Genomic DNA, 24,359 nt, shown 5'->3' on the forward strand with positions numbered 1-24,359 from the left:
ACCCGACCCGCACCCGCCACCCTCGAAAGCACAGAAGAGGAACCGTCACGTGACATACGCGGATTCCTGGTCCGACCTCGTATCCACCGCACTGGTCGGCACCTCCCGGCGCCCGCTCCCACCCGCCGCGGACCACGCGGAAACACCCAGCGGCGACCCCGCCGCCCGCCTGCTGGAGCGTGCCGCCCTCGCCGCCATCCAGCGCCGCGCCGGCCAGCGCCCCTCCCCGCCACCCGCCCCGCCCCCCGCTCCCGCCCCCGAGGAAACCGCCCCCTACCTGGACGGGCCAGCCCTGAAACGGCTGAACACCATCCTCGACACACGGCGTGTGTTCCTCGCCGAATGGCTCCACTACGCCGCCGCCACCGGCAAACTCCTCCCCCCGGAATACCTGCCTGACGTGCTCAGCCACGCGAAAGGAAACACCATCGCGGCCCGCGCCCTTACCCGTGTCGGCGGCGCCCGCGCCCGCTGGCTGGCCCGCCACTGCTCCGTGTGGTCCTACCTCCTGGACTTCGAAGAAGCCCACCCCGATTTTTTCGACCCTGAGCTGTGGGCCACCGGCACCGCCACCCAACGCCGCATCCAACTAGAGCGGCTGCGCCGCACCGACCCGGAGCACACCCGAGACCTGGTCGCCCGCACCTGGGCGAACGAGCGCGCCGAAACACGCTACGAACTTCTCAAAGCGTGGGAGCACGGCCTGTCCCGCGACGACGAACCCCTGCTCCTCACTGCCCTCCGTGACCGCAGCCACCCGGTGCGCGTCCTCGCCGCAGCCCTCCTGATCCAACTCCCGGACAGTGACGACGGCCAACGGCTCACCCACCACGCTACCCACCTCCTCCGCACCACTGGTGCCCAAGAGCAGGAAACCATCACCCTCACCCCGCCCGGGGACGTCGACGCCGAATTCGCCTCCCTGCTCTCCCCGAACCGGCGCACCACGAAAACACCGGAGGAACGCGCCCACACCCTGCTCTCCCACCTTCCGCTGCGCCTGTGGATCGGCCGCCTCGGCAGCAGTCCCGCAGACGTGGTGTCCAAGAAGATGGACGACACCGTCCGCGACGCCCTCATCGCCGCTGCCGTCCGCTACCGCGACCTTGACTGGGTGCGGGCATTCCTCGACGACGTCGGCCGCCACACTTTCGCCTCCAACAACTGGTTCGAGCAGCTCGACGCGCTCCTGCACCAGCTTCCCGCTGAAGAACGCTGCGACCGGGTCGCCCACTGGCTCGACGACCCCGACATTCCGGAAACCCAGACCTGGAACCTTCTGTACCGGCTCGAATTCCCCTGGGTGGGGCGGCTCAACGACATACTCGTCGAACAGCTATTCACGTCCCCTGACGCGCCTGACCACTTCGGTGTCATCGCGCCGGGCGCGGAAAACAAGCTTGACCCCGGCCTCTACGAGCGCCTCGCCCCGCTTGCCGAGAAGCGCAAAGGAAGCCGCGAATTCCGTCATCTCGTCACCACTCTCGAATACCGCTACACCATGCGTAAGGAGCTGATGTGACTCTCACCACCACCGCAGTGCTGCGTCCCCACGCCGAGCAGGCCTACGCCGACGAACTCGCTGCCCTCGCCGCAATCGACGACCGCCACCGCCCGCCCGGTTGGAAACTGTCCCCCTGGGCCGTCACCCAGTACATCCTCGGCACCACCCTCGACGACGGCACCGAAATCACCCCCAAATACGTGGGATCCCGCCGTCTCGTCGAAGTCGCCGTCGCCACCCTCGCCACCGACCGCGCCCTCCTGCTGATCGGAGTGCCCGGCACCGCCAAAACCTGGCTGTCCGAACACTTGGCGGCCGCCATCTCCGGCGACTCCACTCTGCTCGTCCAAGGCACCGCGGGCACCGTCGAAGAAGCCATCCGCTACGGCTGGAACTACGCGCGGCTCATCGCCGAAGGCCCCTCCGAGCAAGCCCTCGTACCCAGCCCGGTCATGACCGCCATGGCTGAAGGCCGCCTCGCCCGCGTCGAAGAGCTCACCCGCATCCCCTCCGACGTCCAAGACGCCCTCATCACCATCCTGTCCGAGAAAACCCTGCCCGTCCCCGAACTCGGCATCGAAGTGCAAGCCAAACGCGGCTTCAACATCATCGCCACCGCCAACGACCGCGACCGCGGCGTCAACGAACTGTCCAGCGCGCTCCGCCGCCGCTTCAACACCCTCGTCCTCCCCGTCCCCCAAACCGCCGACGACGAAGTCGACATCGTCACCCGCCGCGTCGCCCAACTAGGCCGCAACCTCGACCTGCCGGAAGTCCCCGCCTCCCTCACCGAAATCCGCCGCGTCGTCACCGTCTTCCGGGAACTCCGCAACGGCGTCACCGAAGACGGCCACACCAAAGTCAAAACCCCCAGCGGCACACTAAGCACCGCCGAAGCCATCTCCATCATCACCAACGGCATGGCCCTGGCCGCCCACTTCGGCGACGGTGTGCTGCGCCCCGCTGACGTCGTGCCCGGCATCCTCGGCGCCGTCATCCAAGACCCCGCCACCGACGGCGTGGTCTGGCACGAATACCTGGAAACCGTGATCCGGGACCGCGACGACTGGCACGACTTCTACACCGCCTGCCGGGAGGCAACCCACTGATGGCCCCGATCGACACCGAACGCGTCCACCTCCTCGGCATCCGCCACCACGGGCCCGGGTCGGCGCGCGCCGTCCGCGCGGAGCTGCGCCGACTCCGCCCCGACGTGATCCTCATCGAAGGACCCCCGGAAGCGGATGCGCTTCTCGAGCACGTCCCCGGCCTGGAACCCCCGGTCGCCCTCCTCGCCTACGACCAGGCCGCCCCGTCCCGCGCCGCGATCTGGCCGTTCGCGGTCTTCTCCCCGGAATGGCAGGCACTCCGCTACGCCGCCGCCCACGGCATCCCCGTCCGCTTCTGCGACCTGCCTGCCGCCCACACCCTCGCCCTGGACGAACCCGACACCGACCACGAAGAGTCCCGCGTCCGCGTCGACCCGCTCAGCGTGCTCGCCGAAGCCGCCGGCTACGACGACGCGGAACGCTGGTGGGACGACGTCATCGAACAGCGCCGCGACGGCGGACCCTCCCCGTTCCCCGCCATCGCTGAAGCCATGGTCGCGGTCCGCGCCGAACTCGCCCCGGACCCCGAAACCGAACGCGAAGCCCGACGCGAAGCCCACATGAGGAAAGTGCTCCGCGCCACGCTGCGCGCCGGATACGAGCGGATCGCCGTGGTCTGCGGCGCCTGGCACGTGCCCGCCCTCCTCGACCTGCCTCCCGCCACCGCCGACACCCGGCTCCTGCGCGGACTCGCGAAAACCAAAGTCGCCGCAACGTGGATCCCCTGGACGCACGGGCGGCTCGCCGCCGCCACCGGATACCGCGCCGGCGTCCGCTCCCCCGGCTGGTACCACCACCTGTTCACCGTCCCCGACCGGCCCGTGGAACGGTGGCTCACCGAGGCGGCGCGACAGCTACGCGACAACGACCAGCCCGTCTCCTCCTCCCACGTCATCGAAGCAGTGCGGCTGTGCGAGGCTCTCGCAGCCCTGCGCGGCCGCCCCCTGCCCGGGCTCGAAGAAATCGCGGACGCCACCTCCGCAGTGCTCTGCGAAGGCGCCGAACTGCGGGCCCGGCTCGTCCACGACGCAATGGTGGTAGGGGAGCGGCTCGGCACCGTTCCCCCCACCACCCCCACCGTCCCCCTGCAACGAGACCTGGCACTCCACCAAAAACGGCTGCGTCTCAAACCCGAGGCACTCGAACGAGAACTCGTCCTCGACCTGCGCGAAGAACGGGACCGGGAACGCAGCGCCCTCCTGCACCGGCTGAACCTGCTCGGCATCCCCTGGGGCACCCGCACCCGCGACAGTGTGCGCTCCCGCGGCACCTTCCGCGAAACCTGGACCTTGCGCTGGGAACCCGAATACGACATCGCGGTCATCGAAGCGAGCCGCTGGGGCACCACGGTCACCGCAGCAGCCACCGCGTGCGTCCACGACCGTGCCCAGCACGCCGACCTTCCCACGCTGACCAGCCTCCTCGAAGACAGCCTGCTCGCAGACCTGCCCGAAGCCGTCACCGGCACCGTCGCCCAACTCGCCCAGCGGGCCGCCGAAGACACCGACATCCAACGGCTGATGCGCGCCCTACCCCCGCTGGCCCGCTCCGCCCGCTACGGCAACGTGCGCCGCTTCGACGCCAAGGCACTCCGCACCATCGCCACGGAACTGCTGAGCCGCATCTGCGCGGGCCTCGCCCTCGCCGTTACCGGCCTCAGCGACGACGCCGCCACAGCGGTCACCACTGACATCGACACCACCCACACCGCGGTAATCCTGCTCGGCGGAGACGCAGAAACCGAATGGCTCGACACCCTCGAAGCAGTAGCGCCCCGCGAGAATATCCCCGGCCGGATCAGCGGACGCATCCACCGCATCCTCTACGACAGCGGCCGCCTCACCGCCGACACCCTGCACCAGCGGCTCAGCCAGATCTCCTCACCCGGAACCCCGCCGGACCGCACCGCCGCATGGATCGAAGGCTTCGTCGCCAACAACGGCCTCCTGCTCGTCCACGACACCGCCCTGCTCACCCTGATCGACCGATGGCTGACCAGCCTCAACGAGTCCGCCTTCATCACCGTGCTCCCCCTGCTGCGCCGTACCTTCGGCAGCTTCCAACCCGCGGAACGCCGCGCTATCGCCCAGCACGTCATCCACGGCAGCCTCGACGGCCACACCCCCGACCAGCCCGTCGACACCCAGCAGGCCGCCCCCGCAGTGGCCACCGTCGCCACCCTCCTCGGCCTCCCCACCCACCCCTGACACCCGGAAGACCCATGACCAACCGTTCTGAACCCACCCCACTCCTGCCCGAACGAGCCCGCCGCTGGCGGCTCGTCCTCGGCGAAGCCGCCGAAAACGCCTGCGCCGCAGCAACCGGAGCCACAACCCCCGCCACAGGCACCGTGCTCAACCGCGACGACGCCCGAATCGACGCGGCCCTCGCCGCCCTCTACAACTACTCCGACACCGGGGGACGCCTCCGCGGCCCAGGGAAACGCAGCGCAAGCCTCGACTCCTCCGCACCCACCGTGGCCCGCTGGCTCGGCGACATCCGCACCTATTTCCCCAGCAGCGTGGTCCGGGTCATCCAACACGACGCGCTCACCCGGCTCAACCTCACCACCCTGCTGCTCGAACCGGAAATGATGGACGCCGTCGAACCCGACGTCCACCTGGTGGGCACCCTGCTGGCCCTCAAAGACGTCATGCCGGAAAGCGCCCGCGAAACAGCGCGCACCGTCGTGCGTCGCGTCGTCAACGACCTGGAACGGAAACTCGCCCACCACACCCGTTCCACCGTGCAAGGCGCCTTGGACCGCTCCGCCCGCACCACCCGCCCCCGCCGAGTCTCCGACATCGACTGGGACCGCACCATCCGCCGCAATCTCCAGCACTACCTGCCGGAACACCGCACCATCGTCCCGCAGACCCTTGTCGGCTACGCTCGCCGCAGCCGCGGCGTGCAACGCGACGTCATCCTCGCCGTCGACCAGAGCGGCTCCATGGCCTCTTCCGTGGTGTACGCCAGCGTGTTCAGCGCAGTGCTGGCATCACTCCGAACCCTGCGCACCTCCCTCGTAGTGTTCGACACCGCTGTCGTTGACCTCACCGACCAGTTGAGCGACCCCGTCGACGTGCTGTTCGGCACCCAACTCGGCGGCGGCACCGACATCAACCGGGCCATCGCCTACTGCCAAGGGCTCATCACCCGCCCCGCCAATTCGATCTTCGTGCTCATCAGTGACCTGTACGAAGGGGGAATCCGCGAAGAAATGCTGCGCCGGGTCGCAGAAATGACCGCGGCCGGAGTCCAAGTCATCGTGCTGCTCGCCCTCTCCGACGACGGGGCACCCGCCTACCACCACGACAACGCCGCCGCCCTCGCCGCCCTCGGCGTGCCTGCCTTCGCCTGCACCCCCGACAAGTTCCCCGACCTCATGGCTGCGGCCATCCAAGGCCAGTCGCTCACCGCCTGGGTCGAACAGAACATCTACGACGCCTCCTAGCCCGTTCCCCGCAGAATGTTCGTCGAGTGTGGCCGTGGCATGCGGCCACACTCAGACCGCTGCGGGCGTCAAACCACGGTGGTGCACCCGGCCAGCCGACACAGTAGGGGAGCGGCCGGTGACGCAACTACGCCCTACGCCGGGAACCGGATAATGGTGCGCGTGCGCCGCGGGGCACCACCCAACCCCCACTCCACTCCGGGTGTTCCTGCTGGCGTTTCGGTGCGGCCCTCAACGGTTGAAAGGACCGGCATGTACGTCGACCTCCCCCTGGACCGACTCCGGGAGTACCGGGCAGAACGCGAGGCCCCCGCAGACTTCGCCGAGTTTTGGGAACAGTCGCTCGCTGAGGCCCGCACACATCCTCTCGGCCTGCAGGTCACTGCGGTAGACACGCCGATCCGCACCCTCGACACCTACGACGTCGTCTTCCACGGCTACGACGGGCACCCGATCCGGGCCTGGCTGAAAACCCCCAAGGACGCCACCGGTCCGCTGCCGGTCGTCGTTGAATTCCCCGGCTACGGCAACGGCCGCGGCGACGTCGTGGAATCCCTGGAATGGGCTAGTGCCGGGTTCGCACACCTGAGCATGGACGCCCGCGGCCAAGGCGCGGCAGGCAGCCGTGCCGGGGCCACCCCTGACCCGGTAGGCAGCGCCCCATCCCATCCCGGTTTCATGACCCGCGGCATCGAAGACCCCGCCACCTACTACTATCGGCGAGTCATCGTCGACGCAGTCCGGGCGGTAGAAGCCGCACGGGCCCTCGACATCGCAGATCCGGAACGGGTGGCGGTGGTCGGCGGATCCCAAGGCGGCGGGCTGGCGCTCGCTGCCGCCGGACTCGTCGATGGCCTCGCCGGGGTGGTCTCTTGTGTGCCGTTCCTCTGCCACATCGACCGAGCCATCACTATCACCGACGCCCACCCCTACGCGGAGATCACCAAATACCTCTCCATCCACCGCACTAAAGCACCCGCCGTCCTGCGGACCTTGTCCTATATCGACGGCGTCCACTTCGCGGCTCGTGCTACCGCTCCTGCACTGCTCACCGTCGGACTCATGGACCCGGTCTGTCCCCCGTCAACAGTGTTCGCCGCTTACAACGCCTACGCGGGGCCGAAAGACCTGCTCGTGTGGCCCTACAACGCCCATGAGGGAGGCGGGGTAGAGGACCTGCGCGCTTCGATGGCTTTCCTTGCTCCGTTGCTCGACGGCAGACCAGTAGCAGCCCACAACACCGTCACCATCCATGACCAAGCAGCCACGGGGTGAACGCGTCCAGGCCTGTCTGCTCCTGGCAGCGGGGGAGAAACCGCAGGAGCCGAAAGGTCCGAAAGCTGCCTGAGAGGTAGTCGCCTCTACGCCCTCCACGAAAAGTGGGTGTGACGCAGCTCAAGGATCGAGGCAGGAATACTGGGGTGAGCTGACAAGACCAGGAATCACTTCGCAAAGTCGGTCTGGGGCGCGAAGAAGCAAAGACCGCTCTTCTCGTAGCGCGGATTCCGGGAACGGCATTACCTACGGGAAGAGTGGACAGCGTTCCCGAACTATGCCGGCGATTCGTGTGTGCTCCGCTATGCACTGTCGTCTTAGTGCAGAGCGCCAATAGTTCCGGCTAGGGGACAGCGGCCCGGTCGTCTCTATGACACAGTTCACTGACGGTCCATCCCCACGTGCGTGGGGCTCACATCGAGATGGTGTGGCTGCACGAGGACTATGACGGTCCATCCCCACGTGCGTGGGGCTCACCGGGCGGCATAGATAGTGAAACCGTTCACCGCCGGTCCATCCCCACGTGCGTGGGGCTCACATGCCGCCCGGTATACCACTACGGCCACGTGGAGGTCCATCCCCACGTGCGTGGGGCTCACACGGTGCACACGGTGCGGGACTACTGGCGGCGCGGTCCATCCCCACGTGCGTGGGGCTCACACGCGGTGGAGCCTCCTGGTTCTCGCTGAACGCGGTCCATCCCCACGTGCGTGGGGCTCACCGTGAAGAACGCGGCCACGGCATTCCACACGGAGGTCCATCCCCACGTGCGTGGGGCTCACAAACTTACCTCACCCAACGGCCCACCACGATTCGGTCCATCCCCACGTGCGTGGGGCTCACGGTGTGCGGCGTGAGGTTGACGATGCGCATGGGCGGTCCATCCCCACGTGCGTGGGGCTCACGAGACCGCCTTCTTTCTCCGTCGATTTCAGAGCGGTCCATCCCCACGTGCGTGGGGCTCACATCAGCCGGGTCAGCCCCTTATCACAGCGCTGCGGTCCATCCCCACGTGCGTGGGGCTCACGATCCCCCGGTCGGTGCCGACGAACCCACTGCCCGGTCCATCCCCACGTGCGTGGGGCTCACATCGCATCCGGCATGCCCAGTAGGCGGGCCTCCGGTCCATCCCCACGTGCGTGGGGCTCACACTGTCACCCTGGGAGGCGCTTCCTCGACTGGCGGTCCATCCCCACGTGCGTGGGGCTCACCGGAGTGGCCACCGTCAGCACAATGTTCGGGTCGGTCCATCCCCACGTGCGTGGGGCTCACCCTGCCCCGCAAACCATTGCGGAAAAGGCACTCGGTCCATCCCCACGTGCGTGGGGCTCACGGCGGTTACACTCTCCAGTCGGAGAGCGACGGCGGTCCATCCCCACGTGCGTGGGGCTCACCACGGCTGGAAGACCGCCGGTCCCTGGGAGATCGGTCCATCCCCACGTGCGTGGGGCTCACACACCGGTGGCGGCAGGCCGATGTGGATGCCGAGGTCCATCCCCACGTGCGTGGGGCTCACGGTGCTGCGGCTGTGGGAGCAGGCTGCCGGCAGAGGTCCATCCCCACGTGCGTGGGGCTCACACCTGATCCAACAGGCCGGGTTCTGGCCGGTTCGGTCCATCCCCACGTGCGTGGGGCTCACACGCCTTCGGGGCGTATCGTCGGACCTCGTAGAGGTCCATCCCCACGTGCGTGGGGCTCACCGGTTTGGGCCGGCTACGTGCGCCGGTTCCGGAGGTCCATCCCCACGTGCGTGGGGCTCACTCGTCTCAGTCGTCTCAAACTATTTACTAGGACGGTCCATCCCCACGTGCGTGGGGCTCACGTGCGCACCGCATGTCGCGACGCGCCGTAGCGCGGTCCATCCCCACGTGCGTGGGGCTCACCCGGTTTGTCTCCGCTCAGCTCCACCGGGAAGCGGTCCATCCCCACGTGCGTGGGGCTCACCTTTCCAAGGAAAGCGCCGAAGTGATCCGGGAAGGTCCATCCCCACGTGCGTGGGGCTCACACGAGAACGAGGTCCTGGCGACCGCGGCTGAGTCGGTCCATCCCCACGTGCGTGGGGCTCACAGAAGCTGACCTGCAATTTTGTGGAGCGTTATCTCCTCGTTATTAATCTTGCAGGCGGCTTCATCATACAGATCACTCTAGATCGTTTTCAGTGGATGCGCTCTCTCACGACTGATTTGTCCTTTTTGTGTGTATTTAAGAATGGCTGTTGTCCGTTGGCTGGGGTGGGGATTCACGGGCTATCTTCAAGCCGTTGAATATCAGTGGCGGGAAGCGGCGGAGGAGCATCCCGCGCTTCCCTTAGTGCGTTGGTAGCGCGCGGCAACGACCGGCAGGGCCTGCCGCACCCGTTAGTCCGCTGCGCGCTGAATAGCGGATCGATACCGTCCTCAACAGCCGCCTTCGGATTGACGATGGGGAAGCAGTTGGGGCGGCTGCCACGAGGGTCAGTCGGTGGGAATGGTCCCTACCGCGCCGCGTCCGCCGTCAACGGGGTAGATGCCCCCGGTGATCCAGGCGGCTTCGTCGCTGGCGAGGAAGAGGGCGAGGGAGGCGATCTCCTCCACTGTGCCGAGACGGCCCAGGGGGTAGTTGCGTGCGGCGATAGCGTTGGCTTCCTCGACGCTGCTGGCGGTCAGGCCGCGCTTTTGACGGGACAGTTCCACCAGCGGGGTGTAGACCCCGCCCGGGCAGATCGCATTGACCCGGATGTTGTGGGGTGCGTAGGCGGCGGCCATTTGCCGGGTCATGGAGATCACGCCGCCTTTGGCTGCGGCGTAGGGGAAGATGCCGGGGATGCCGATGAGCCCGCCGACGCTGGCCTGGTTGGTGATGACCCCGCTGCGGCGTTCGACCATGTGCGGCAGCGCGTATTTGGAGGTCAGCCAGACGCCTTTGAGGTTGATGGCGATGACCCGGTCCCATTCTTCTTCGGTGGTGGTGTGGGCGTCGCCGGAGCCGGGGATGCCCGCGTTGGCGAAGACGATGTCGATGCGGCCGAAGTGTTCCAGCGTGGTGGTAGTCATTCGTTCCGCGTCGGCAGCGGAGGACACGTCGGCGGTGAGTGCGAGGGCGGTGCCGCCTGCGGCGGCGATGTCGTCAGCGGCGCTGTGGGCAGCGTCGGCGTTGCGGTCGACGCAGACCACGGAGGCTCCTTCAGCTGCGAAACGCAGGGCGCTGGCGCGTCCGAATCCCGATCCGGCTCCGGTGATGAGTGCGATCTTGTCCGTCAAACGGCCTGAAATGGCCATGGGTGCCTCCTGAAAACGCCGACAACACACCAAAAACAGTTCATTTGATTATCAGCAAATCGGTGTGGTGTCTATAGCCGGGCGGATTCCTCAACGCCGCGTTCCGCGGTGTACTCCTGCAGGGAGGAGAGGAGGAAGTCGACGAGCTGTCGGGCATAGCGGCGCCGCGCGTCGGTTTGGGAGCGGATGTGCTCCGGGGCGGCGATCGAGTGGTTGACGATTGCGCCGTGGAGGGCGTCGAGCAGCACCCCTATGGGGGTGTGCGGGCTGAGTTCTCCGCGGGCAACGGCCCGTTTGACGATGGCTCGGGAGGCGCGGATCTGCGATTCGCGGACCCGGTTCCAGCGTTCGGTGATGTCCGGGATGATGTGCGATTCGACGGCCATGCGCCGGGCAGCTAGTCCGTGGGGGCCGCAGAACAGGTCGAGGAGGAGGTCGGCGAACTCTACGAGGTCGGCGCGGACGTCGCCGTTGTCGATTTCAGCGATGGGGGCGAATCTGCTGGCGACGGCTTCGGTGAGGAGGTCGGCTTTGCTGCTCCAGCGCAGGTAGAGGGAGGCTTTGCCGACTCCGGCGGTGCGTGCCACGGCTTCCATGCTGAAGCCGGACCAGCCGGAGAGGCCGAACACCTGCAGGGCGGCTTCGATGATGCGCCGGTCGACGTCCGGGTCGCGGGGACGGCCGCCGCGGTCTTTGGGTGCGGGCAGGTTCATGGGTTCCAGACTCGCATATCTCGGGTCGCAGGGGTTGACTTACTGAACAGGTGCCGTTCATTATCAGGGTTAATGTACGGCAACCGTTCAGTAAAGAGGGGACGTGGCTACCGGAATCCGCGCTGAGGCCGAGGACTTCGGCCACACTGTTGCTGCTGTTCTCGACGCCCGGTGGGGGAATGCCACCGCGGCTCCCCACGGCGACCTCGCCGGGGTGTGGCAGGCCGCCGTCGAGCACGGCTGGTTCGAACTCGCCTCTGAGCGGGCTCTGGACTTCCTCATCGCCGCGGTGCGCGCGCTTGGCGTCCGCGCCTGCCCGCTGCCGCTCGTTGACGGCTACGTGGCCGGGCTGCTGCTCGGCGCCGACGTTAGTCGGCGGATTGCTTCCGGGCAGGTGCGACCGGTCGTGGCGGTCACCGGCACGGTGGATACGGACACGGTCCACCACTGCGAGGCCGCGCCGTGGGCCACCCACGTTCTGCTGCTGCACCCCGCAACGGGCCGGGTGCGGCTCGCCCCGATCGCTCAGGTCGAGCCCACACCTGGGCTGGCCGTGCCGTCCTGGTCACGGGTGACGGTCGCCGCACCGGAAGCAGAGATGCGGGTTGAGCCTGCGGTGGTCGAGGACGCGCTTGCGGTGTGGACGCTGGGACTGGCGGTGCGCGCGCTTGCCGCGGCGGAGCGCAGCCACGAACTCGCGGTCGCCCACGCCACCACGCGGGAGCAGTTCGGCAGGGTCATCGGCGGTTTTGGGGCGGTGCAGCAGCGGACCGCTGCCTGCCACATCGACGTGGCCGCCTCGAACGCGCTGGTGGCTGACGCGGTCGGCCACGGCCTGGCGGGCAGCGGGGAGTGGACGCTGGCCGCGGCACTGGCGGTGCGCCACATCAGCGATGTGGTTACGTCGATCATGTTCGGAGCGCAGCACACCCTGGGCGCGGTCGGTTTTTTCGAGGAGCACGAGGCGGCTTGGCTGTTCCGTCGCGTGCACGCCGATGTGGTCCGGTTGCGCGCGGTGTCCCGGTACGCGCTGCGGGTCAGCCGTGCCCTGGTGGAGCGGGGCCGTTCCCTGCCGTCCTTCCACTTGGGGGAGGCTGCGGAGCGGTTCCGCGCCGAGGTGCGTGCGCTGCTTGCCGAGCACCGCACGGTGGACGAGCACGGCCGGGAGGAGTACGACCGGGAAGGTCTGCGCGCAGCCATGGCGGAACGCGGACTGTTCAGTCTCGGCTGGCCTGAGGAGCTGGGTGGTCGGCGGGCTGGGGTTGCCGAGCGGGCCGTGCTGAATGAGGAGATGAAGTATGCGTGCGGCCCGGTGGACCGGGCGATGAGCGCCACCATGCTGCTCGGACATTCGATCCTGCGGCACGGCACCCCGCAGCAGCAGGCCGAGTTCTTGCCGTTGATCCGGCGCGGTGAGCTGCGTTTCTGCTTGGGCTACAGCGAACCGGAGGCCGGGTCGGATCTGGCGTCGCTGCGGACGCGGGCAGTGCGGGACGGCGACCACTGGGTGATCAACGGTCAGAAGGTGTGGACGACCCGGGCGCACACGGCCAGCCACGTGTGGTTGGCGGTGCGGACCGACCCGGATGCGGTGCCGCGCCACGCGGGCATCACGATTTTCCTGGTGCCGATGGACACGCCGGGGATCACGGTCCAGCAGCACACCGCGCTGTCCGGCGAGGTGTCCTGCACGGTTTTCTACGACAACGTGCGGGTGCCGGACAGTATGCGCGTGGGCGAGGTCAACGGCGGGTGGCGGGTGATCACGGACGCGTTGGCCGCCGAGCGGGTCGTCATGGGCGGGGTTGCGGCCACGCTGCTCCGGCAGCTCGACGACCTGTTGGGTTATCTGCGTGCTGATCCGCAGCGGCTGCTCGGTGCTGAGGATTCGGCAGCCCGGGACCGGTTGGAAGGGTTGGCGGCCCGGCTGCAGGCGACCCGGGCCTTGGTGTTGGAAGCGACCCGGGCGATGGCGGAAGGCAAGGCGTCGGATCTGGCTGCCCCCATGGCGGGGGTGTTGGGCGGGGAGCTTGCCGAGGATTTCGGTCAAGGCGTGCTGGAGCTGCTGGGGCCGGAGGCTGCTTTGGGAGCAGAAGTGCCCGGGGTTCCCGGCCACGGAGTGTTCGAACGGGCTTTGCGCACGTCGCCGATGTTCGTGATCGGTGGCGGTACCAACGACATCCAGCGTGCGATCATCGCGCGCGGCCTGGGGCTGCCGCGGGAAGAGCGTGCGGTGCGGGCGAAGGGGCGGTAGATGCGGACGGCGTTGACGGAATTGTTCGGTATCGACGTGCCCCTCGTCGGGTTCAGTCGGTCTCCGGCGGTGGTCGCGGAAGTGTCGAAGGCCGGCGGGCTTGGGGTGCTGGCCGCCACCGCATACGGGCCGGAGGAGTTGGACGTCCAGCTCACGTGGATTGAGGAGCAGGTGCGGGGGCGCCCTTACGGGGTGGATGTGCTGGTGCCCGCATCGACAGTGGGGGACCGGCGGGAACTGGTGGCGAGGCTGCGCGCGCAGATCCCTGCCGAGCACATCGAGTTCGTCCGCTCACTGCTGGAGAAGTACGGGGTGGAACCGGGGGATCTGGCCCGGGGACATGGTGCAGCTGACGACCAGGTGGTGGGGGTTGCGCCTGAGGGGGTGGAGGCCCTCGTGGATGTGGCGTTCTCCCACGATATTGCGCTGATCGCGAATGCGCTGGGCCCTGCACCGCCGTTCCTGGTGGAGCGGGGCAAGCGGGAAGGGGTGGTGGTGGCCGCGCTGGTGGGGAATGCGCGGCATGCGGCCCGCCAGTTGGATGCGGGGGTGGATCTCCTGGTCGCTCAGGGCACGGAGGCGGGGGGACACACCGGCACGGTGGCGACCATGGTGCTCACCCCGGAGATCGTGGAGTTGGCGGGAGCTACCCCGGTGCTGGCGGCGGGTGGGATCGCTTCCGGACGGCAAATGGCCGCTGCTCTTGCGCTGGGTGCGGCGGGTGTGTGGTGCGGGTCGGTGTGGCTCAACAGTGTGGAGGACATTACCCCCGACTACATCAAGCGGAAGTTCCAGGCTGCGGAAAGCACGGACACTGTGCGGTCGCGGACGCGGACCGGTAAGCCGGCGCGGCAGTTGCGGAGTGCCTGGCATGACGAGTGGGAGCGTCCGGATGCTCCGGAACCGTTGGGGATGCCGTTGCAGATGATGCTGGCCAAGGACGCGTGGCAGCGCATTGATGCGGCGGCGGAGCAGGGGGTGGCGGGCGCGCACGCGTTGGGGTCGTTTTTTGTTGGCCAGGTGGTGGGGTCGTTCGGGGAGTTGCGTCCTGCAGCGCAGATTGTCGCTGACATGGCGGCGGAGTGTGCCGAGTGCATCACTGGCCTGCAGCGGGTGATTCACGGGGGTGCGGCATGACCGTGGGCTGGATGGAGCAGAGCCGCCTGGCGGGGTGGGTTCGGCCAGGTGGCGCGGGCTCAGGCGGGCCAGCCGGTGTGCAGGTCGGTGCCGACGTGCAGCTCGATGGTTTTCTCGGCGATCAGCGGGGTGCCGTCGACGATGCGGATGCGGTCGAGGTAGGTGCCCCAGCCGAGGACCGAACGGTTGGTGCCGCGACCGGTGAAGAGGAAGTAGGAGGCGATCTCGACCAGGCCTGGGGCCAGCCACGTGGTGTGGGGCGAGGTGATGAAGTGCCGTTTCTCCGAGGGGTCGCGTTCCAGGAGTCGGCGGTAGAAGTCGGCGATGCTGGTGCGGCCTACGGCGGTGCCGCGCCCGGTGCGGAGGATGCCGTCGTCGGTGAACAGGGCGGCGACCGCTTCGGGGGTGGGGTTGTCCAGGGTGGCTGCGTAGCGGTGCAGGTGGTTGCGGGCGATTTCCATCTCTTCGAGGCGGCGGAGGCGTTCTACCAGGGTGTGCAGGGTGGGGTCTGCGGCGGTCACAGTCTCTCCTTTGGGTGCGCGGACGGGCGGTTTCCTGGGGCGGTTGGGCAGCGGAAGCCCTTGACCCACCCTCATTAATGTGATTAATATCATAATTATCATTACTATTGTTTGTGTGGGGAGTCACCTTCGGGTGAGGAGAGGGGAGGAACAGGTGTCACTCACGGAGCGTCCCCAGCTCTTCATCGGCGGACGCTGGGTTGACAGCAAAGGCGGCCGGAAAGTCGACGTGCACAACCCGGCAACCGGGGCCTACGTCGGCAGCACGGTCCTGGCTTCGACTGCCGACATCGACGCTGCGGTCGCCTCAGCCCGCGCTAGTTTCAACTCCGGGGTATGGGCCAACACTCCGCCTGAGGAGCGTGCCGCTGTCCTGCACCGTGCCGCCGACCTGCTCGAGGAACGCGCCCCGGAGCTCGCCAAGCTCATCACCTCGGAACTGGGCTGCCCCATCTGGTTCAGTGAGCGCGCCCACGTCCCCAACCCCATCCGCCACCTGCGCTACTACGGCACCCTCGCCAAAGACTTCGCCTACGACGAGCGCCGCAGCGACGGCACCAACACCAGCCTCGTCACCCAGGTCCCCGTCGGGGTCGTTGCCGCCATCACTCCCTGGAACGGGCCGTTGAGCACCCCGTCCCTCAAAGTCGCCCCCGCGCTCGCCGCAGGCTGCTCGGTCATCCTCAAACCGCCGCCGGAAACCCCGCTCACCGCCTACAACCTCGCTGACGCGCTGAGCCAGGCCGGGCTGCCCGACGGGGTCCTCAACATCGTCCCCGCCGACCGGGAGGAAGGCGCCTACCTTGTCAGCCACCCCGACGTCGACAAGGTCGCCTTCACCGGAAGCTCCGCCGCGGGCAAGAAGATCATGGCCGCCTGCGCTGAACGGATCGCCCGCGTCACCCTGGAACTCGGCGGCAAATCCGCTGCGATCATCCTCGACGACGCGGACGTCGACACGGTCGTCCCCGCGCTCCTGCCGATGGCGTTCATGGTCAACGGCCAGGCCTGCATCGCCCAGACCCGGCTGCTGGTCCCCCGCTCCCGCAAAGACGAGTTCATTGACGCGTTCGCCCAAGCCGTGGCTGCGCAGCGGGTCGGCGACCCGATCGACCCGGCCACGCAGATCGGCCCCATGGTGAGCAGACGCCAGCAGGAGCGCGTCGAAGGCTACATCGCCACCGGACGCCAGGAAGGCGCCCGGGTCGTTGTCGGCGGCGAGCGGCCCTCCCTGCCTTCTGAGCTGGCGGGCGGCTGGTTCGTCGCCCCCACCCTGCTCGCCGAAGTGCACAACTCGATGCGCGTCGCCCAAGAGGAGATCTTCGGGCCCGTGCTCGCCGTCATCGAATACGACGGGGACGACGAGGCGGTCGCTATCGCCAACGACTCGGTCTACGGCCTGTCCGGATCGGTGTGGAGCAGCGACGAGGAACGCGCGCTGGCGATCGCCCGGCGGATGCGCACCGGCATGGTCAGCATCAACGGTCGGCCCCAGGCCGCCAACTCGCCTTTCGGCGGTTTCAAACAGTCCGGCATCGGCCGGGAGATGGGCCCCGAAGGTTTCCACGCCTACCTGGAAACCATGTCCATCGCTGTCGGCTCCTGACCTCGGAGGACACCATGACCCAACGCCTGCGAGGACGTGTCGCGGCGATCACCGGCGGAGCCAGCGGGATCGGGGAAGCCACCGTGCGGCGCTTCCACACCGAAGGGGCGAGCGTGGTCATCGCCGACATCCAAGCGGAAGCGGGCCGGCGCCTGGCCGACGAACTGGGCGACCGCGCAGTGTTCGTCCGGACCGACGTCAGCGAGGAAGCGGACGTGGCTGCGCTCGTCGACACCGCAGTGGACCGCTTCGGGCAGCTCGACATCATGGTCAACAACGCCGGGATCATGGGTGCGCTCGGCCCAATCGACGCCACCCGCATGTCCGACGCCGACCTCACCATCGCAGTCAACTTGCGCGGCGTCATCTGCGGGATGAAGCACGCCGCCCGCGTCATGAAACCCCGGCGCAGCGGTGTCATCATCTCCACGTCCAGCCCGGCTGGAGTGCTCGGCGGGATCGGACCGCACATCTACAGCGCGGTCAAAGTCGGCATCATCGGCCTGTCGAACTCGGTAGCCGCGGAACTACGCCAGCACGGGATCCGGGTCAACACGATCATCCCCGGCTCGGTGGTGTCCCCCATGACCGCGGGCATCGTCGTCGACGATGCGCACAACCTCGCCGGAGCCCAGGAAGTGCTGGGCCGCACCGCGCTCCTGGGGCGCCCCATCCAACCCGCGGACGTGGCCGCCGGAATCCTCTACCTGGCCAGCGACGACGCCGCGTTCGTCACCGGCGCGGTCCTGCCGGTGGATGCGGGGCTGACCGGGGCGAGCTGGCCTTCGCCCTACACGTCGGGACGCTACGCAAAGCCCGTGGCCCTGCTGGAGGCCGGGCGGCGCATCGGAGGGGAGGAGTGACCGCCGTGGTGACCCCCCAGCGGTTGCGGGAGTTCTTCCACCCCCGTTCGTTTGCGCTCATCGGCGCGAGCGACAAGTCGACCTTCTCCGCGCTGCTGTACCGCAACCTGGTCGCGGCCGGCCACGGCGAGGTGACCTACCTGGTCAACCGCCGGTCGGACCAGGTTCATGGGCGGCGCGCGTATGCGAGCTGCCGTGACATCGGGTGCCCCGTCGACCTGGCTTTCGTCATGGTGCCCGCGCCCGCGGTCGGCGACGCCCTGCGCGACGCCGCCGCGGCCGGGGTGCGCAGCGCGCTCGTGCTCAGCTCCGGCTATGCCGAGGCAGGCGAAGAAGGGCGGCGCCGCCAGCGTGAACTGGTGGAGCTTGCCGCCGAGCTCGACCTGCTGCTGCTCGGCCCTAACGTGCTGGGGTTCACCAACGTGGCGGCGGGCGTGCCCGCCATGGTGCTCGCCGACCCGCCCACGACACCCGGCGGGGTTGCCCTTATTTCGCAGAGCGGCGCGAGCTGCGGTGCAATGAAAGACTTCGCGGCGCTGGCCGGGGTGGAACTGTCCTATGTGATCACCGTCGGCAACGAAGCGATGATCACTGTCGGGCATCTGATCGACTACCTCGTCGACGACGAGCACACTCGGGCCATCGCGGTGTTCATGGAAGGGATCCGTGAACCCGAGGTGTTCGCCGCGGCGGCCCGCCGTGCCGCGGAAGCGGGCAAAGCCGTGGTCGTCCTTAAAGCGGGCCGCAGTGAACTGGCTGCGCGGACCGCTGCCTCACACACCGGGGCGCTGGTCGGCGACGACCGGGTCGTCGACGCCGTGTTCGCCCGCCACGGGGTCATCCGGGTCGACACGATCGAGTCGATGCTGGTCACCGCCGGGGTGGCAGCGCACACCGGGCCCTTGGCCCGGCCGGGGGTGGGCGTGGTCTCCATCTCCGGCGGGGCCTGCGACATTCTCGCGGACCTCGCCCAGGCCGCTGGAGCAGCCCTCCCCGAGTTCACGGCGGAGACGACGGAGCGGCTGCGCACGGTGATGCCCTCCTACGGGAGCGTGCACAACCCGCTGGACATCACGGGCGCCGCCATCCTTGACCCGTCCTTGTGGGAGGAAGCGGTCGCCGCGGTCGGCAACGACCCCAATGTGGGGGTCGTGGTCGCGGTCAACAGCCTGCCCTGGCGGGACAGCAGTGAACCGTTCTACGGGCAGAAGTATGTGAACGCGATCGGTGCGGGCGCAGCACGCTCCGCCGCCCCCGTCCTCTACCTCACCCAGGTGACGCAGCCGATCGGCGCCCAGGCCCGGGCTGTCCTCGACGAGGGCGGGGTGGCGCACGTTGTCCCCGGCCTGCACTTGGGCATTACGGCCCTGGCGCACCTGGCGCGCTGGTCGCAGGACCGCGAACAGATCCTCCGTGAGGTGGTGCCGCCGCCACGGCGCATCCGTGACATGGATCCTGTCCCGCTGTCGGAGGTTGCGGTCCGCGCCCTGCTGGAGGAGGCCGGCGTTCCCGTGGTGCCCGCCCGCCACGTCCACTCGGCGGAGGAGGCCGAGGCGGCAGCCCGCGCCTTCGGGGGCCGGGTAGCGATGAAGATCGTCTCCGCGGACCTGCCGCACAAGAGCGACGTGGGCGGGGTACGGCTGAATGTGGACGCTGCGGCGGCAGCCGCTAGCTACGACAGCCTGCTGGCGGAGTGCACGGCGAAAGCCCCGCATGCCCGGCTTGACGGGGTTCTGGTCTCCCCGATGCGGGATACGGGACTGGAACTGCTGGTGGGCGTAACGCGGGACCCCCAGTGGGGGCTGGTGCTGGCTGTCGGTTTGGGCGGGGTGTTCGTCGAGGTCCTCGACGATGTCGCCCTCACTCCGCTGCCGGTCTCCCCGGACCGGATCCGCGCCTTGGTGGAGAGTCTGCGCGGCGCCGCCCTGATGCACGGGGTGCGGGGCCAGCAGGCAGCTGATCTTGCCGCACTGTCTGCGACGGTCAGCGCGGTCGGCCGGCTCGCCGAGGAGCTCGGGCCGCGCCTGGAATCCCTGGAGATCAATCCGCTGCGTGTTGCCGGGGACCGCATCGAAGCCTTGGACGCGCTCATCACCTGGCGCGATGCCGCCCCCGCGGCCGTGGGAAAGGAGAGTCGTGCATGCTGACCGACAAAAGAGTCCTCGTCACCGGGGCTGGCGGCGGGATCGGGCGGGAGATCGCGGTGGAAGCGGCCCGGCAGGGCGCGGCCTGGGTGACTGTTGCGGACCTCAACCCGGCCGCGGCCGCTGAGACCGCGGAAATGGTTGCAGGGGTCGGGGCGCGCGCTCACGCGGTCGCCGTTGACCTGGCGGATTCCGCTCAGGTGCGGCGCATGGTGGAGGAGGCTGTGGCTGCGGGAGGCGGGCTGGACACACTCGTCAACAACGCTGGCGTGCTGGACTCGGCTTTCACCGACACCCCCACGGTGGAGGAGCTGCCGGAGGAGGCATGGGACCGGGTTTATGCCGTCAACGTCAAAGCGGTCTGGCTGGCCACCAAGTTCGCGGCACCCCATTTGCGGGCCTCGGAGCGCGGCCCGTCTGTGGTGAACGCGGCGTCGGTAGCGGGGATGACCGGCTACGGTTCCCCGGCCTACGCGTCGAGCAAGGGCGCGGTCATCCAGCTCACCCGTTCCATGGCGATTGCGCTCTCACCGCAGGTGCGCTGCAACGCCTACTGCCCCGGGTCGATTGAGACTCCGATGAGCCGGGCGCACCTGGAGGCGAGCGAGGACCGGGAAGCGCGGCTGCGCTCCATGATCGGCGCGCATTTGATCCCCCGTTTCGGCAGGCCCAGCGAGGTCGCCAAAGTGGTGTGCTTCCTCGCGTCCGACGATGCTTCCTTCGTCACCGGCGGGATTTTTCCCGTGGACGGGGGGACAACTGCCTGGCGCGGGCTTCGAGAGTAGGCGAGGGCTGTCGGACGCGGGCGTGCTCCGTGGCGAAAACACGAACACGGAGACCGCTTCAGTCTGCTGTGACCAGCATATATCACTCTAAGTAATCACATGTGGGCGGAGTGGCTGAAGTGAAAATTGCTGCTCAGGAACTCTTGACCGACGCCCAAACAAGGCTAATGATGATCATTAGCTTGGTGATATAGATCACTCGTTTGTCGAGTGTTGTGCGTCGTCGGCACCGCGGAGCCGTTGCCTCACAACCCCCCAAATCCAACCAACGGAGTTCACTCATGGTCACACGACGTGGAAACAAGGGTGCCGCCACTGCGGCATCCTGTCTCGCCCTCGGCGTGGTGGGCGCACTCACCCTCACAGCCTGCGCCGACACAGCAACCAGCGCCGGTGGCGGCTCCGGCCAGGGCGTCGAATACGGGGCCAGCAAAGAGGAGTACCAGGCCGCCTTCGCCGACCTGGACACCATCACCCTGACCACCCAGAGCCCCGCCCCCAAAGGCTCGGTGACCGGGGCGAACGTCGAAGCCTACTTCGAAGCCCTCACCGAATGGTCCGGCGGCAAACTGCAGTTCGACATCGCCTACGCCAACGCGATCGTCGACCCCGCTGAAGCCGACGACGCGCTGATCGACGGCCGCCTCGACATCGCCCAAGTCCTGCCGATCTACGAACCAGCGGAATACCCGGCCAACGCGGCCCTCATCGAAGCCAGCTTCCTCTCCGACCACAGCGTCGTCGTCGGCGCCCTGCAGTCCAACGCCTGGCCGCTCGAAGTCGCCTTCAACACCCCCGAGGTCATGCAGGAGTACGAGGACAAAGGCATCAAACTCCTGCTGCCGTCCTACAACTCCGGCTCCAACGCGCTGTTCTGCAGCAAGGAACGCCGCAGCCTCAAAGACCTCAAAGGCATGCAGGCCGCGGCCGGCGGACAAGCCCAGACCAAGGAGATCGAAGCCCTCGGCGGATCCGCCGCCTCCGTCGCCTACCCCGAGCTGTACGAGAGCCTGCAGCGCGGCGTCGTCGACTGCAGCGTCTCCAGCCTCACCGTGGGTGTCCTCGGCGGATTCATCGAAGCCGCCCCGCACGTCGTCGTCGACCCCGAGGCAGGCTTCGCGCTGGCCCCCGGCGCCATGGCCATCAGCCAAGCCACCTGGGACTCGCTGCCCCTCGTCGCCCAGCAGCTCATGTGGGACCGTCTCGACGTCTTCCTCAGCAGCAACATCTCCGACAAGATCTGGCCGAACATCGTCGAAGCCTCCAAGCAGGTCGCCGACGCCGGCGGCTCCATCGAAGTCTTCGAAGAAGACGCCCGCAAGGCTCTCAACGACGTCAACGCCGAACTCCTCGAGGAGCTGAGCACCACCCCGGCCATCGAGGACGGTGACGCGTTCGTCGCGCGGATCAAGGACGCGTCCGCCAAATGGTCGACGATCGTCGAAGACGAGCTCGGCTACACCAACGAGACCGACTACAACGGCTTCGCCGAGTGGTACACCGAGGACGCGGTCGACCTCGACCCCTACGTGGCCAAGGTCTTCGAGGAGATCCTCCTCGAACACCGCCCGTCGTGATCACGCCCCTCACCCCCGCACGGTCCGGGGCGGACCCCGCCCCGGACCCCCTCGCCTCCTCACCGCTGTCCATTCCGCGGAGATGCCATGAGCGCACCATCGAAGCCCAAGGGCCGCCGCATCGCCGAACTCCTCATCGAAGTCCCCGCCGTAGTCGTGATGTTCGTGATGATGTTCCACATCACGGCCAACGCCCTGCTGCGCTTCTTCGCCAACAGCCCGCTGCCCAACACGTTGGAATACGTGCAGTACTGGTACATGCCGATCGTCGCCCTACTCGGGTTCGTCGCCGCGCAACTACGCGGCCAGCACATCGCGGCAGACCTGGTCTTCCGCATGCTGCCCCGGGCAGCCAAGCCCTACGTCACCGCGGTGGGCTGTGCGGCGAGCGCGCTCCTGGCCGCAGGGTTCGCCTGGTACGGCTGGCAGGAAGCCGTGCACGCCTGGGAGATCACGATGACCGCCGGGGTCAGCGACGTCATCTCCTGGCCCGTCTACTTCCTCGTCCCCCTCGCCTTCGCCAGCCTGACCGTGCAGTTCGCGTGGGCCACCGTGCGGGCTATCCGCCACCCCGACGCCGACGAGGACGACGAGCAACCGGGTACTGAGCCCGCTGCCGCGTAGTTGGAGACCACCATGACGAGCGCAACCGAAACCAGCGCGACCCTCGACAACACCAACCCGGCACGCTCCACGGAATCCACCGGAACGGTGAAAGAAGGCCGCCGGCCGTGGATCGTGGCCGCAGTGACGCTGATCGTCCTCGGCGGCTCCGCGGTCTGCGTGTTCCTTCCCCTCGTCCCCGAAGCCATCGGGGCCATGGCCTGCGTCATGATGCTGGCCCTGCTGTTCCTGCGGGTGCCGGTTGCCGTGGCCATGCTCATCCCCTCACTGCTCGGCCTGTACGCCCTGCGGGGGATGCCGCTGATCGAAAGCACCTTCAGCAAGCTGGTCTACAACGGTGTCGCCGAGTGGACCCTCAGCGTGGTCCCCATGTTCGTCCTCATGGGGCTGCTGCTGTGGCGGTCCGGCATGACCGACAGCATCTACCTGGCGGGACGCCACTGGCTCAACTGGCTGCCCGGCGGACTCGCCGTGGGCACCAACGTCGCCGGAACCGGCCTGGCCGCGGTGAGCGGCTCCTCCGTCGGCACCGCCTACGCCCTGGCCCGCATGGGCATCCCCGAGATGCTCAAAGCCGGATACGACCGCAGGATGGCGATCGGCGCGGTCATCGTCGCGGGCCTGCCCGGCCAGCTCATCCCGCCCAGCATCATGCTGGTGATCTACGCCGGCATCGCCGAGGTGCCCATCGGCCCGCAACTGCTCGCCGGTATCGGCCCCGGCCTGCTCGTGGCCGTCATGTTCACCCTGATGATCGTCGGCTTCGCCGTCGTGCGGCCGGAACTGGTCGGCAAGACCAAAGGCGCGGCAGTCGCACAGGACCAGACCACCTGGAAGGAGCGCCTGGTCAGCCTCGTCCGGATCTGGCCGGTGCCGCTGCTGATCGTCCTCATCATCGCCGGCATGTTCTCCGGTGTGTTCACCGCCACCGAAGTGGGTGCCGCCGCCGCCCTGTTCTCGCTCATCGTCGCCCTGATGTGGAAGCGCAAGAACCGGCCGTTTGCCGCCGTGGTGGAATCGGCGGTGGCCACCGTCAGCAGCGTCGGCGCGATCTTCTTCATCCTCATCGCCGCGGCCGCCCTGACCAGCCTGCTCACCCTCACCGGCATCAGCACCGGCATGGCCGACGCCGTGGAAAGCCTCGGCCTGGGCCGGGTGCAGTTCCTGCTGGTCATGGTGGTGGTCTACCTGATCCTCGGCATGTTCATGGACCCCATGGCCATCATGGTCCTGACCATTCCGATCCTGATCCCCACCCTGAACTCGCTCGACATCTCCCTGATGTGGTTCGGCGTGTTCACCGTGTTCATGGGAGAACTCGCCGTGGTCACGCCGCCCGTCGGCATCCTCGCCTTCATCATCCACGGAATGGTCAAAGACCCCGACGTGAACATGGGGCACAAGATCAGCCTCAAAGACGTGTTCGTCTCCGTCGGCTGGTTCCTGCCCATGGCGATCGCTGTCGCGGTGATCCTCATCCTCGTCCCGGAGATCGCCACCTTCATCCCCGACATGGCAGCCGCACAGAAGTAGGAG

At 68.0% G+C, this 24,359-nt stretch carries 17 protein-coding genes and 1 CRISPR repeat array; of the genes, 14 read left to right on the forward strand and 3 right to left on the reverse strand.

Annotated elements, in window-relative coordinates; translation table 11 throughout:
* Nucleotides 1-49: 49 nt before the first annotated feature.
* The 5 genes from TFU_RS07230 (at nt 50) to TFU_RS07250 (ending at nt 7,342) form a co-directional block, all read left to right on the forward strand.
* Nucleotides 50-1,522 (forward strand): DUF5691 domain-containing protein, encoded by a 1,473-nt coding sequence (locus TFU_RS07230; protein ID WP_011291892.1) that lies wholly within the window; start codon nt 50-52, stop codon nt 1,520-1,522.
* Nucleotides 1,519-2,613: an ATP-binding protein gene (locus TFU_RS07235; protein WP_011291893.1), complete on the forward strand. Its 1,095-nt coding sequence runs from the start codon at nt 1,519-1,521 to the stop codon at nt 2,611-2,613. The genes TFU_RS07230 and TFU_RS07235 overlap by 4 nt, the downstream gene beginning before the upstream one ends.
* Complete coding sequence (locus TFU_RS07240) at nt 2,613-4,820, forward strand: DUF5682 family protein (protein ID WP_011291894.1); 2,208 nt, start codon at nt 2,613-2,615, stop codon at nt 4,818-4,820. Before TFU_RS07235 ends, TFU_RS07240 begins: the two co-directional genes overlap by 1 nt.
* Nucleotides 4,821-4,834: 14 nt before the next feature.
* A complete protein-coding gene (locus tag TFU_RS07245) occupies nt 4,835-6,067 on the forward strand; it encodes a VWA domain-containing protein (protein ID WP_011291895.1) in 1,233 nt (410 codons plus the stop codon).
* 252 nt (nt 6,068-6,319) lie between these two features.
* Nucleotides 6,320-7,342: an acetylxylan esterase gene (locus tag TFU_RS07250; RefSeq protein WP_041427982.1), complete on the forward strand. Its 1,023-nt coding sequence runs from the start codon at nt 6,320-6,322 to the stop codon at nt 7,340-7,342.
* A 387-nt stretch (nt 7,343-7,729) separates the two neighbouring features.
* Nucleotides 7,730-9,409: a CRISPR direct-repeat array (repeat unit 28 nt; unit sequence GGTCCATCCCCACGTGCGTGGGGCTCAC).
* Nucleotides 9,410-9,795: 386 nt separating this feature from the next.
* Here TFU_RS07250 and TFU_RS07255 read toward each other — a convergent pair.
* Entirely contained in the window at nt 9,796-10,599 is an 804-nt protein-coding gene (locus TFU_RS07255; protein ID WP_011291897.1) for an SDR family NAD(P)-dependent oxidoreductase, read from the reverse strand.
* Nucleotides 10,600-10,670: 71 nt separating this feature from the next.
* Complete coding sequence (locus TFU_RS07260; protein WP_011291898.1) at nt 10,671-11,312, reverse strand: TetR/AcrR family transcriptional regulator; 642 nt, start codon at nt 11,310-11,312, stop codon at nt 10,671-10,673.
* A 103-nt stretch (nt 11,313-11,415) separates the two neighbouring features.
* Between TFU_RS07260 and TFU_RS07265 the strand changes: the two genes are divergently transcribed.
* Together TFU_RS07265 and TFU_RS07270 are read left to right on the forward strand one after the other, a co-directional pair.
* Complete coding sequence (locus TFU_RS07265) at nt 11,416-13,566, forward strand: acyl-CoA dehydrogenase family protein (RefSeq protein ID WP_011291899.1); 2,151 nt, start codon at nt 11,416-11,418, stop codon at nt 13,564-13,566.
* Nucleotides 13,567-14,703, forward strand: coding sequence for an NAD(P)H-dependent flavin oxidoreductase (locus tag TFU_RS07270; protein ID WP_011291900.1), 1,137 nt, complete (start codon nt 13,567-13,569; stop codon nt 14,701-14,703).
* A 59-nt stretch (nt 14,704-14,762) separates the two neighbouring features.
* On the opposite strand, the gene TFU_RS07275 is transcribed toward TFU_RS07270, so the two are convergent.
* On the reverse strand, nt 14,763-15,224 hold the full coding sequence (locus TFU_RS07275; protein WP_011291901.1) for a nuclear transport factor 2 family protein: 462 nt from the start codon (nt 15,222-15,224) through the stop codon (nt 14,763-14,765).
* Nucleotides 15,225-15,378: 154 nt separating this feature from the next.
* Here TFU_RS07275 and TFU_RS07280 point away from each other — a divergent pair, with 154 nt between their 5' ends.
* The 7 genes from TFU_RS07280 to TFU_RS07310 all read left to right on the forward strand — a co-directional run bounded on the left by TFU_RS07280 (nt 15,379) and on the right by TFU_RS07310 (nt 24,356).
* Nucleotides 15,379-16,830 (forward strand): aldehyde dehydrogenase, encoded by a 1,452-nt coding sequence (locus tag TFU_RS07280; protein ID WP_016188667.1) that lies wholly within the window; start codon nt 15,379-15,381, stop codon nt 16,828-16,830.
* Nucleotides 16,831-16,844: 14 nt separating this feature from the next.
* Nucleotides 16,845-17,693, forward strand: a complete 849-nt coding sequence (locus TFU_RS07285; protein WP_011291903.1) for an SDR family oxidoreductase — start codon at nt 16,845-16,847, stop codon at nt 17,691-17,693.
* Between the two features lie 5 nt (nt 17,694-17,698).
* Nucleotides 17,699-19,840, forward strand: coding sequence for an acetate--CoA ligase family protein (locus tag TFU_RS07290; RefSeq protein ID WP_227480865.1), 2,142 nt, complete (start codon nt 17,699-17,701; stop codon nt 19,838-19,840).
* Nucleotides 19,834-20,622, forward strand: coding sequence for an SDR family NAD(P)-dependent oxidoreductase (locus TFU_RS07295; RefSeq protein ID WP_011291905.1), 789 nt, complete (start codon nt 19,834-19,836; stop codon nt 20,620-20,622). Before TFU_RS07290 ends, TFU_RS07295 begins: the two co-directional genes overlap by 7 nt.
* Before the next feature lie 281 nt (nt 20,623-20,903).
* Entirely contained in the window at nt 20,904-22,199 is a 1,296-nt protein-coding gene (gene dctP, locus TFU_RS07300; protein ID WP_011291906.1) for a TRAP transporter substrate-binding protein DctP, read from the forward strand.
* An 87-nt stretch (nt 22,200-22,286) separates the two neighbouring features.
* Nucleotides 22,287-22,823 carry a TRAP transporter small permease gene (locus TFU_RS07305; protein ID WP_011291907.1) on the forward strand — a complete coding sequence of 179 codons (537 nt, stop codon included), beginning with the start codon at nt 22,287-22,289 and terminating at the stop codon, nt 22,821-22,823.
* Between the two features lie 12 nt (nt 22,824-22,835).
* On the forward strand, nt 22,836-24,356 hold the full coding sequence (locus TFU_RS07310; protein WP_011291908.1) for a TRAP transporter large permease: 1,521 nt from the start codon (nt 22,836-22,838) through the stop codon (nt 24,354-24,356).
* The last annotated feature ends 3 nt before the right edge of the window (nt 24,357-24,359 follow it).

The sequence above is a fragment of the Thermobifida fusca YX genome, from assembly GCF_000012405.1.
GTDB classification, from domain to species: domain Bacteria; phylum Actinomycetota; class Actinomycetes; order Streptosporangiales; family Streptosporangiaceae; genus Thermobifida; species Thermobifida fusca.